Consider the following 11,904-nt stretch of genomic DNA (forward strand, 5'->3'; position numbering starts at 1 on the left):
CAATGGAGTAGTTAAAAAGAAAGACATGCCTAGTGAGTGGTATCTCACGTATGATGCAAGAATGATGGAATGTGAAAGGATCCTTATGACAATTAGCCAGGCAAAGGACTCATGTAGCCATAAGTAGAGAATAACGCTCAAACCGAAACCAGAAAAAATATGGATGGATTTGAGGAACAAAAGACAAAAAGGGAAAGGAAGAATAGTAAAAAACAGGGCCAATGAAATAATATCAACGCAACCTAAGCAGCAGGCAGAAGAAAAAAGGAGGGGATTTGGATAGGGTGAATAAAAATTTTAACAAGTGATATAACTATTGAACGAGACACGGAGTTAGTGATTTTGCTGCCATTCTGGAACCAATTTAGACAATATTTTGAGGGCTGTGGATTCATCATGAGAAAAAACAGCGTCCTCAAGATCATCTATGAGAGGCCATAACTCATCTGGAGGAATAGAGGCTTCTTTAGCTCGAAAAATCAAAGGATGCTGAGTGGGCTCCGATGTAGCATCAATTAAAAGTTCCTCGTACAGTTTTTCACCAGGCCTCAAACCAGTATGAATGATTTCGATATCTCCAGTAGGATTAGATGCATCTCTAAGAGAAAGACCACAAAGGCTTACCATCTGTTCGGCTAAATCTTTAATACGAACAGGATCACCCATATCGAGAAGAAATACATCACCACCTTGAGCTAAAGAAGCTGTTTGTAAAACTAACTGAGCTGATTCGTAAATGGTCATGAAAAACCTGATTATCTCAGGATGGGTTAGTGTAATTGGCCCACCTGAAGCGATCTGGCGCCTAAATAAAGGTACAACGGATCCAGAAGAACCAAGAACATTCCCAAAACGAACCATCGCCAAACGAGTGAATGGAGCAAATCGAGTCTTAGAAAGTTGTGACTGCTCATCTGCAAAAGCCTGTAATATTAACTCTGCAAGCCGCTTACTAGCACCCATAATGTTAGTAGGCCTGACGGCTTTATCAGAAGAAATCATGATAAGAAGAGGTACGCCGCAACGTGTAGCTGCTTGACAGACATGACGTGTACCAAAAACATTATTAGACAAGCCGGAGAGCGGATTGCTCTGAACAAGAGGTACATGTTTATAAGCTGCAGCATGAAAGACTACATCTACCGGAGAGGTAGAAAACAAATGTTGAAGGAGGACGGAATCTGACGTACTACCAAGAACTGCTTGTACGGGTACGTTGGAAGCCTCTGTGGCAAGTAACTCTTGCTCAATAGAATATAGTGAAGGCTCACTTTGTTCAAGGAGAATTAGTCGCTTGGGATTAAGTTTTAAGATCTGACGGCAAAGTTCACTACCAATGGAGCCACCCGCACCTGTGACGCAGACAACAGCCCCTCTAATAGCAGGAGCCATAAGTGAAGGATCTGGAGTAACAGGATCACGACCGAGGAGATCCTCAATAGATATTGGACGCAAAGAGTTAATAAGAGATATACCAGAGGTAAGATCATTTACAGAAGGAATATGCATGACTGGAATAGATAATTTTCTAAGCTCAAACACAATCTGTCGACGTTCACTACGAGTAAGAGATGGGATCGCAAGTAGAACCTGGTCAATTTGGTTATAAATCTGATGAAGAACCTGCGGAGGTTGTATAGGGGTACCGTTGAGTGTACGTTCCCAAAGAAAGGGTGCATCATCAAGAAAAGTAATTATCTGATGATTGCCACCAAGACGGAGAGCTGCTGCTAACTGAGCTCCTGCTTGACCAGCTCCATAAATGGCAACTCGAACCGTTTGCTTTTTCCTGACGGAGTTTAGTGAAAGTAAAATATCTCGGAAAATAAAGCGTATGGCTCCAGTGAAACCTGTGAGTAATAACCATAAGAGTAACCAGCTACTGCGTGGTGGCATTGGCAACCTGAAGGTTATACCGACTAAGACAAGAAGTAAGACAAGAAGACCATTACGGTAAGCAAGCCGATAAACAGCAATACTACCTACGTACCGTGTTAGCCCCTTATATAATCCTGTAAGTGCATAAATGGGTAAACCCAAGAGCAATATCGCCGGTAACATCCAACTGCCAGACACCTGGAATGAGAGGTGAAAAGGATTTGCGAGACGAAGCCAAAAACTGAGCCAAACCGATAAGGAAAGGAGTAAAATATCAATAAATACCAGAAGAAAGCGCCGAAAACTAGGAGGGAGTCGGAGAATAGGATCAAGCAAAACCATTTAATGACTAAACAATTCGAGAGAATCAGGCGCGAGAGGCAAGATGAAAAGGAACAGCAATAAACCTATCTAGCAAAAAACCAAGGACAAGTACCAATAAGCCAGCCAAAACCAAAACCATAAAATCAAAATATAGATAAACAATAGACAAAAATGTAGTTGATAAGATATAAAGAAGAGAGACTTGGCGATGATTCCATCCAGCCTGCGTCAACCTCTGAAACAAATGTAGGCGGTGAGCTTGAAAGATCGGTTGACGAGCTAGGAAACGGCGACAAACACTCAAAGAAGCATCAGCCAACAAAGGGGTCGAAACTATCAAAAAAGAAAGAGCATCTAACCAGGAGTGTGCATATAAAACCAATGCAATAAATATGGATCCTAAAAAAGTACTTCCTGAATCACCCATAAATAATTTTGCTGGACTCCAATTCCAAATCAAGAAACCGAGAATTGAGCCCAACAATGACCAAATGGGCCAAGGTGCACTTAGATGGAAAGCAAGGGTAGCGAGAAGAACAGACATACAACCTGCCAATAAACCATCGAGACCATCCATGAAATTGGTAAAGTTAATAACAGCAGTAACTATAATTATAAACAAAACCAAGGAAGATATGAGAAGAGGCAAATTTGTAATTTGCAAAATAGATTCATGCGGAAGAGGAGAGGTTAATAATATGAAAACTGCCATAGCCAAGTGCGCTCCGTATCGCAAAATACGAGGGAGATCATGACAATCATCTAAAAAACCAACAAATGCAATAGGAACGGTCGCAAGCGGTAAAAGAGCTAATGAAGAGTAGCCTGAGAATATTATGAAGAGAGTACTGGCAATAGAAGATACGAATACAAATACAATACCCCCGCCAACAGGGGTTGGATTGGTGTGAGAGCTACGGTGATTAGGGTTATCGAGAAAACGAAGCTTTAATAAAGGAATTAAGATACCTATAAGGAACCAACTTATTGAAGCAGAAAGCAAGACAACACAGGATACTAATATTACATTCATAGATCTATACCGCGATAAAGAGAAACCTCCATTTGTATTCCCTCATGAAAAGAGATGGGTTTATACCCAAGAATGTGAGCTGCATTAGTGTATGAGAAATTTTTATTTTCGTTTAAGCGGAGAATCTGCTCGGATTTCAATGGTAAAAATAGTTGGAAGAATTCTAACAGTTTGAGCAGGTAAACAACAGGAGTAAAGGGTATATGTATACGGATTAAAGGGCGGCCTAAATAGAAAGCAATCAGACGAACTACTTCGTTATAGGTGAGTGGTTCTTCACCTGAGATATTGAAATCAAGACCAATGGATTCGGGATGTTGCAGGGACTCAACAAGAGTCCATGCAACATCGGATACATGCACTGGTTGTTGAAGAGAGAGGCCATCGCCAAACACTGGAAGGATAGGCCAGCGATCGATCCACCGAACTAGACGTATCATGTTTCTATCCCTATTTGTACCATAAATCATTGTGGGTCGAATGATAGTATAGTCTAAAGAACTAGACTTGATCGAGGCTTCTGCAGCCAAACGAACTTTTTTAGAGCCGGCATTTAATTTCGTATAAATAGAAGTTGTGCTGACAAAAACAACTCTAGAGATACCGGCCCTTTTGCATGACTCAATAATGGAAGGTGCACTTCCAAAGCCAATAGATGCAACATGCAAAAGAGAGCTACACCCCCGAAGTGCATGAACAAACTGCTGAGGATCTTCTAGATCGGCAAAGCGGTATCGTATTCGTTTATTTAACATCCAGGATGGGTCATTACCGGGACGAAGTACAGCAATAAAGGGAAGCTGACGGCGAAGTAATTCAGAACAGACAAATCGACCCGTAAAGCCATTGGCTCCAGAAACAGAAATAGTCATTGGCCAATCACAGTGCGCAACAAAGCATTAAATCGAACGTTAATAAGCTGTCGAGAGTAAACCGTTTTAGAGAGCACAACAGCCCTTTCGGCCATAGCTTTTCTTTCTAGGATAGAGGTTTCAAAAAGTTGTTGAATAGCAAAGGCTAGATCTTCAGGTATACCAGGAAGAGCAGTAAAACCAAGCTTATAGCTTTCAACCTCGGTATTAATATCACCTGGAACTGTAGTTATAACTGGTCGCCCTAAAGCATAAGCATCATAAAGCTTGTTTGGGGAGACTGCATAACGAAAAAGAGGTACGTCAATAAGAGACAACAAAATTGCATCTGCATCTGCCATTATCTCAGGAATTAAAGATTTAGGCACCGGTTCGCTAAACGTGACTGAATTCAAGTCAGAAGCAAGTTGAATTAATTTATCCTTTTCAGGGCCATCTCCGAGAAATTGAATTGATATAGGAAGTGATTTGTTCTCAAGTAAGCGAGCCGCCTCTATTACATTATCAAGACCATTTGCGACACCATGAGCTCCAGCGTAAAGAACCTTGAAATTTGTTCTTTCGGGAGGAAGAGGGGTTGGAATAAACAAGTCTAAATCGGGACCATTAGGTAACCATTCAATATGCCTGGCTCCACGAGCTTCCACATAAGAAACAGCACCTTTAGCTAAGACAACAAGCTGAGAAGAGTGAGAATAAATATAACTTTCCATAAAGCTAAGGAGGCGAACCAGGATATTATTGCGACTTTTGCCGCATTGATCAATCAATACTTGGGGCCAGAGATCACGAACTTCCAGTACGAAAGGTATATGATAAAGACGTGCAATACATAAAGCTGTGAATGCAGCTGGAAGTTGAGGAGAACTCGCAAGTATAACGTTAGGACCTTTGCCGGTGAGAATTCCAAACAATCCAGTAGGAAGCAATCTCAGGGCGAGATGAAAACAGAAACTCAACATATTGAGTTGCCTTCTCCAGTTGTTACATCGGTAAGGGAAAACCCAAAGCCAGAACCAGTGGATACCAGAAGGTGTTTCCTTAGATGCTAATTGGGGAAAACGAAGGCGCCGATATTTACGTTGAGCTAGATTGAAGTCAGACGAAAAAACTGAAACATCCCATCCATTGTTAACAAGACTTGCGGCTACCTCGTATTGACGGGTATGACCAGGGAGATCAGGAGTGTTAGCAAACTGGTTAATAAGCCAAAGTCTAGGCATTCCTATGAGGGTGTAAGGAAGGCAACGGATAGCGGGAGAGTTACTCTGAGAAGGTGGTCACCTGAGGGCAAAAAACCAATGATACAGAAACTTTGACTAGGCAAACGGTGACCTAACCCCATGGCAAACCATGTGGGTTGCCAAAAGGTTTTAACATCTAAGGCAGAGGAAGCGTCAATAAGCAGAGAATTTAATAGTGAAGTAGGGGAGCTGGGAGAAAGATGCAACCAAAGACGGAAGTATAAAGGAACGTGCGTAGAAACACTATCCTCGATAATAAGCGTAATCTGGTCGGAAGAAGCAGCGCTTAGCTGAACACGACGATGATGTTGTGCACCTCTACTGTCGAAACCATTATGGCTGCCTGCAGCGAAGTAGACTTGATCAGATGAATGAGAGCATTCGCGATGTCGAGGTAAGGCTTTTCGACCTGCACGGAAACTTCCCCAAACATCTACAGGTTCAACCCAATCAATTTCACCAGATGGAGAAGAGAAACCAAGTTGCAATACATTATGAGCAGCACCAGACCTTTCGTATAGACGATCTGAACAATAGCGGTAAATACTAGTACCAGTTTCACTGATAACTGGTTGGCCAAAGTAGGTTAGGTCAAAACTCAATTGATCGGAATGGACATGTGCAGGGAGATGTGGAGGACAAGGAACACCACATTTAAAAATGAGCTCCCAACCATATCCAGGTCGTAAAAGCGTCCAGCCAGTTGCAGGTAAATCGAGGACACTAGGAGAAATCGTGAGTGGTCGGCGATTGGAGGAAGATTCTGGGAGGGAAAATAAGGAAGAAGCCAAATATCGCCGCAGGGGAGAAGTAAGAAAGAAGTTGTTTTCTGAACAATGTGATTGATTGAGATATATTTGAGCAAACGATACCACCTCATCAAGTGACGGGGATATATCAACTGGACTGTCGTTGAAACGTGGATATTGGCCATTATATAAACGTACTGAGGAGGCCCATGACGCCATTTTTCTAATGGCGGAAACGAGCCAAGACGGGCGTTGATGGGTAATTAACGCAATGGCAAAACCTAGTTCAACCAAACGGTCTAATAGCAAGAGATGATAACAAGCAGAGCGCTCTTCATGCCCTCCGTCCGATAGTATTTGAGTTTTAATCTCTATTTCAAGTAGGTATAGGGCCCGAATGTGCATGGAATAGGCATCAGGTCCAAAAAATTGAAGACCGCCAAGCGCCAAGGCAGTTAGATTTTCTATCCAATGATTACCTCCATGACAATGCTCAGGATGAGACTGTAACCAACGCAACTGCTGCCAAAGAGATTGTAATCGCGATGAAGATATAAGCTCAGGGCAACAACGGAATAACCAAATCCAATTCCTGGTACGGAGAGAAATAGTGTAACTATTCCAACCATCACCATTTCCAGGTGTATTTGCTGAGATCCAATGATCAAGAAGTTGTTCTAAAGCAATAGCGTCAAATGACCAGGATTTAGATATCAATGCATGTTCGAGCCAATCACGAGCCCAATCAAAATAATGTAAATGGAATTGCCATAGTCGGGGCCAAGAAGAATCATTCCACGAGAAGGGGAAAAATAGTTGACGTTCCTGTTGAAGAAAAGAAAAACGTATTGAAGAAAGAGGTCGTTCTAGACTTGCCGGTGGATGGAGACCATGACAATAAAGCTCACGAAGTACAGGACGCCATCCTGGATTGGAATTATTGGCATCAGCCAAAGCAAGGGAGCAGTTAGAGGGTAGAAAACTATCAAAAAACTTATGAATATCATATACTATGCGACGTTTAAGCCGGATAGGACCTATATCAAGCAAAGTGCGAAATAAGCGCCGATAATAGGAAGCAAAAAAAGGAAAGTTGGGCTTAAACAATGTTAGTGACCCCACAGAAATCTAATATGGGACGATCAAGGAGGCGAAGTCTTTTAAAATCGGTATGAGCAACTAAGAAAACAAGCAGATCAGCATTGGCAAGAACAGAATCGATAGAATATAGTCTGAAGTCAGGATGGCTAACAAGGTTAGGTTCACAGACAAGAACATTTAGACCTGACGAAATTATTTCTGAGACAATATTGAGAGCCGGGGATTGACGCAGATCATCGACATCAGGCTTGAAAGTGATGCCAAGAAGGCCTATTTGTACTGGACGTTCTAATTGAGAGGCAAGAGAATCAGCTCGTGACTTAACTTGTTGTACAACCCAGAGACTTTTTTGATCGTTAACGAGCCGAGCGGCTTGGATGAGAGGGGTAGAGTTAGGAAGAGCAGAGGCAATAAACCAAGGATCTACTGCTATACAGTGCCCCCCAACACCACAACCAGGTTGTAAAATATTAACTCTGGGATGGTGATTGGCCAAACGTATCATATTACTAATATCAATATCTAACTCATGGCAAATAATTGAAAGCTCATTGGCAAAAGCAATATTTACATCGCGGAAGCTATTTTCTGCAAGTTTAACAAGCTCTGCAGTACGAGAGTCCGTCAGATAAAGCTCTCCGTCGCAAAAAGTGGAGTAAAACCTTCTAGCATGCTGAGATGCGCTGTAAGTCAAACCACCAATTACACGATCATTATTGACCAGTTCAGAAAGAATACGTCCAGGTAAAACACGCTCTGGGCAATAGGCTATGCTTAATTGATCTTTAGTGAGACCGCTAATCTCCTCAAGCAATACACAAACTTGCTCAGTAGTGCCTACCGGAGAAGTGGATTCTAGTAATACTAAGTTACCAGGAAGAAGATATGGAGCAATAGACTGTACCGCAGTCAACACAAATTCTATATTAGGTTGAGGGATACTATTGTGAGAGGTGTCAAAAGGAGTGGGCACAGTTATAATAAAAATATCAGCAGAGCATGGAAACAATTGAGCCGAAAGATTACCTGATGAAACACCATCAGCGACAGATTGTTCTAAATCAGGTTCAATAATATGAACATTTCCATCGTTGACAATGTTTACAACATCGGGATTGATGTCTACACCAAAAACACGATGACCTACTTTTGCCAATAGAGCAGCAGTTGGAAGGCCAATATAGCCGAGGCCAAGGATGCAACATGTACTCATTAATCTAATACCTGTAAAAGTAAGCGTTGTACCTCAAAAATTTGAGATATGGGTATAGGACTACTAGAACCAGTAGCAATTGATCTGAGAAAAGCAGCAGAACATTGAACTTGACCTTTATTTTGAGATAAAAGACGTCGAGTTCGGAAACCCTCTACTCCCCAAGCTTGAAGTTTGCGGAAATTGGATAGGCAAAAGACCTTTGTGCCAGCGAAAACCTCGATGCGCTCCTTAGGAAAGGACTTATGACCATTCGCAAAATAGTGAATGGTACCAATTGATCCATCAACAAAACGAAGTTGAAGAGAAAATGTGTCCGAACGGGCCATTGAGTCAGAAGCCTTGAATAGATGAAGGGTGTCTATAGGACTATCTACAAGGAAGCGAAGAAGATCGACAAAGTGACAAGCTTCGCCTAATAAACGTCCTCCACCAATTTTGGAATCATGAACCCAATGGTCAGGTGATACAGAACCAGCATTACAAGTATATACAAATGCCTTTGGTCCTGTAAGGACGGATATATGTTGCTTAAGTTCAACAGTGAGAGGAGCAAAACGTCTATTAAAGCCAACCATAAGTAAACTGTCACCAGTATAACTAGACTCGATAGCTGCTAATTCATCAAGAGAGAGGCAAAGAGGTTTTTCAACAAATACATGTTTGCGAGCGGACAAAGCCTTGATAACATAATATGCATGACTATCGTGGCGAGTTGCTATAACAACAGCATTGACCGATGGATTAGAAATAGCATTATTGGGATCTGTTGTTGCATTACGAAAACCAAACTTCTTACCATAATAAACTGGACCTATGCCAGAAATAGCACAGAGGGTATGAAAACTACCGCCTGCAGAAGCGAAGGCGGGGATAAGTATCCTACGAGAATAGTTTCCACAACCAATAAAACTGAGGGCAGGGATCGAAGGTTTGCTCTTAAAATCGGCAAAAGGCAGATTAACTGTAGATTTGGGAGAAGCAGATTTAAGAGAATATGTCAATATAATGCCCAACGAGGGCTCAGAACTTGTGAGTAACTCATAAGCATTTGGGGCATCCTGAAAAGAAAAGTGATGGGAGATGAGGCCTTCTGTTGACAATGAACCCCGTGAAAGTGCTTCAAGTACAGCTGAAAAATTACGCTGCTCAGTCCATCTAACAAAACCAATAGGATAATCATTGCCAAGAAGCTCGTAAGATGAATCATAACGCCCAGGTCCATAAGAACAACTGACTTGAAAGGAAAGCTCTTTTTTATAAAATAAATCACGCTTAAGTTGCAAACCTGAAACACCAACTAACACAATACGACCACGCTGACGACAGACTGTAGATGCGATATCAACTGGTTCGGAAGAAGTTGTAGAGGCAGTAATGAGAACACCATCAACACCAATACCAGAAGTTTGACTCATACACCATGAAATGGGGTCGTCATGCTTCGAAGTACAGATAGATTGTATACCAAATGTTTCAGCAATCGTGCATTTTGATAAATCAGGATCGAGACCCAAGACACGACATCCATGTGCAATTAATATTTGCCCAGTAAGCAATCCAATTAAACCTAAGCCACTAACTAGGTATGTTTCTCCAAAAGTAGGCTTAGATAATCGAACGCCCTGCAAACCAATGGAAGCGAGAACAGTGAACAGGGCAGATTGATCACTTACATTATCTGGTATACGAGCACAGAGATGATGAGGAACTGAGACAATCTCAGCATGTGGACCATTAGATATGACACGGTCTCCAACAGAGAAGCCAAGTACGTTCTGGCCAACTGATAAAACAACGCCAACATTGCAATATCCAAGGGCTAGGGGATCATCAAGTTTGCTTTGAACGGACTCAATAGCAGGCTTTGGACCATCAGTACGTACTTTATCCATAAGTTGCTTAACCTTATGAGGTTGTTTCTTAGCTTTATCAATGAACCCAGATTTGCCAAAATCTACAAGCATACGCTCTGTACCAGAGGATAATAATGAGGAATATGTTTGTATGAGAAGGTGACCTGTTGAAAGAGAAGGCGAGGGAACCTCCAAAATTTCACATTTACCGGTACGTAGTGAAAGAATTACTTGTTTCATAGTAGTAAATATGGAAAATTAGAGATGGGAAAGGACAAATCTAAGCTTTGAAGAATTAATACGCGGTATAGCTGACACACGAGTGAAATCAATTTGAATCTTGTCTCCCAAACGCATCCTCACTGATTGCAACAACGAGTTCATTAGGTCGTGTGTATTCGAAAGGTTAGTTACATAATACAACTTGGCATGTCCTGGTCGATATTGTACGAACTGTGCCTCTTGAATAAAAGGAAAGTCTTTTAAGATGAAATCCATCCTACCGACTCGAGTTCCATCGCAAAGAACGAGACAATCCTCGATTCGACCATCAATAGAATCAACTAGTCTCCACCCAGAATGGTCGTGCAAATTATTAGGATTAATAGAAACTAGATCTTGAGTGTCATACCGAAAAAGAGGGAAAGCGATATTAAAAAGAGTAGAACCAATCAGTTTATAGGAATTCGGTTGATCAGAAGGGATTAGTTCTACAACGGAAAAATCCTCATCAACTCGCAAATAGCCATTATTTTGTTGTGAAATATTTGCAACATATTCTGCTTGGCCGTAGTGATCAAATATGGGAACTTTAAACACATCAGAAAGAAGTTGTCGTTGGTGCTCTAACAGACTCTCTGCACCTGTAGAAACAACACGCAAATGATCAGATAAATCAAAATTATACTTTTGACAATATGATGCAAGCAATACCAAGAAGGATGGGTAACCATGGAGCCAAGGTAGGCCGGATCTGCGTATTTTAGTTAAATAAGAAAAAGCAGTATCATCATTAAGATGATATGAACTGAATAGGATTTGTTTAGCTGGATAATTTAGCCTCCAATAAGGTGGTTTAGTCTGATTGGGGCTTACTATTGGTCTACCAGCAAATATTCCGCACCAATCATTGAAAGAGATGTTATGAGAGTGACGATAACGCCACCATGTAGCCCACTGTTCTCGTTCGGCAGATAAAGAAGCTTTGAAGACTAGCCCAGTTCCAGTTGTACCACTTGTGTGACATGATATAAGTTTATTAGAGGTATAGGTAGAGATAAAATCAGAAGCAGGTGGTATTATTGCTAGATTGCGTTGAACCTCTTTCTTGGTGATAATTGGCAACTTAACAAGATCATCTAAAGGACACTTGGAGGAGAAAGAAACTCCATAGTCGAGAAATTTAGAACGCCAAAAAGGACTGAAGGAAGCAGCGAGAAAAAGAAGTTTTAATCGTTCATTTTGATATTGACGAATAAAGTCTATCGATTGTTCTGATCTGTAAATAGAGTCTTGCAATCGTTTAGTAAAGTCACCGCCATAACGACGTCGGTTTAGAAAATAACCGTTAATTGAACAAACAGCATTTTGAAATTGACATGGCAGGCGATGATACAACTTTCCTTTCATTATTT

The 11,904-nt window shown here is 41.3% G+C and carries 8 protein-coding genes; all 8 read right to left on the reverse strand.

Going from position 1 to position 11,904, the window contains the following annotated elements:
- Positions 1-333: 333 nt before the first annotated feature.
- The 8 genes from DXY16_RS05620 to DXY16_RS14345 all read right to left on the reverse strand — a co-directional run bounded on the left by DXY16_RS05620 (position 334) and on the right by DXY16_RS14345 (position 11,899).
- Positions 334-2,220, reverse strand: a complete 1,887-nt coding sequence (locus DXY16_RS05620; RefSeq protein WP_115120268.1) for a nucleoside-diphosphate sugar epimerase/dehydratase — start codon at positions 2,218-2,220, stop codon at positions 334-336.
- 25 nt (positions 2,221-2,245) lie between these two features.
- Positions 2,246-3,205: a glycosyltransferase family 4 protein gene (locus DXY16_RS05625; protein ID WP_244281570.1), complete on the reverse strand. Its 960-nt coding sequence runs from the start codon at positions 3,203-3,205 to the stop codon at positions 2,246-2,248.
- A 26-nt stretch (positions 3,206-3,231) separates the two neighbouring features.
- On the reverse strand, positions 3,232-4,107 hold the full coding sequence (locus DXY16_RS05630) for an SDR family oxidoreductase (protein WP_115120270.1): 876 nt from the start codon (positions 4,105-4,107) through the stop codon (positions 3,232-3,234).
- Positions 4,104-5,330, reverse strand: coding sequence for a glycosyltransferase family 4 protein (locus tag DXY16_RS05635; protein WP_115120271.1), 1,227 nt, complete (start codon positions 5,328-5,330; stop codon positions 4,104-4,106). Before DXY16_RS05635 ends, DXY16_RS05630 begins: the two co-directional genes overlap by 4 nt.
- A 2-nt stretch (positions 5,331-5,332) precedes the next feature.
- On the reverse strand, positions 5,333-7,207 hold the full coding sequence (locus DXY16_RS05640) for a heparinase II/III family protein (protein WP_137007031.1): 1,875 nt from the start codon (positions 7,205-7,207) through the stop codon (positions 5,333-5,335).
- Positions 7,200-8,414 carry a UDP-N-acetyl-D-mannosamine dehydrogenase gene (gene wecC, locus DXY16_RS05645; protein ID WP_115120273.1) on the reverse strand — a complete coding sequence of 405 codons (1,215 nt, stop codon included), beginning with the start codon at positions 8,412-8,414 and terminating at the stop codon, positions 7,200-7,202. The genes DXY16_RS05640 and wecC overlap by 8 nt, the downstream gene beginning before the upstream one ends.
- Positions 8,414-10,465, reverse strand: coding sequence for a bi-domain-containing oxidoreductase (locus DXY16_RS05650; protein ID WP_198410753.1), 2,052 nt, complete (start codon positions 10,463-10,465; stop codon positions 8,414-8,416). The genes wecC and DXY16_RS05650 overlap by 1 nt, the downstream gene beginning before the upstream one ends.
- Before the next feature lie 63 nt (positions 10,466-10,528).
- Complete coding sequence (locus DXY16_RS14345; protein WP_137007032.1) at positions 10,529-11,899, reverse strand: phenylacetate--CoA ligase family protein; 1,371 nt, start codon at positions 11,897-11,899, stop codon at positions 10,529-10,531.
- Positions 11,900-11,904 lie beyond the last annotated feature (5 nt).

The organism is Synechococcus sp. UW105 (assembly GCF_900473935.1).
Classification (GTDB): Bacteria; Cyanobacteriota; Cyanobacteriia; order PCC-6307; family Cyanobiaceae; genus Synechococcus_C.

Excerpts from the sequence above, each read along its gene's own strand:
- DXY16_RS05635 (WP_115120271.1), bottom strand. The coding sequence starts at position 5,330 with ATGCCTAGACTTTGGCTTATTAACCAGTTTGCTAACACTCCTGATCTC.
- DXY16_RS05620 (WP_115120268.1), bottom strand. The coding sequence starts at position 2,220 with ATGGTTTTGCTTGATCCTATTCTCCGACTCCCTCCTAGTTTTCGGCGC.
- wecC (WP_115120273.1), bottom strand. The coding sequence starts at position 8,414 with ATGAGTACATGTTGCATCCTTGGCCTCGGCTATATTGGCCTTCCAACT.
- DXY16_RS05630 (WP_115120270.1), bottom strand. The coding sequence starts at position 4,107 with ATGACTATTTCTGTTTCTGGAGCCAATGGCTTTACGGGTCGATTTGTC.
- DXY16_RS14345 (WP_137007032.1), bottom strand. The coding sequence starts at position 11,899 with ATGAAAGGAAAGTTGTATCATCGCCTGCCATGTCAATTTCAAAATGCT.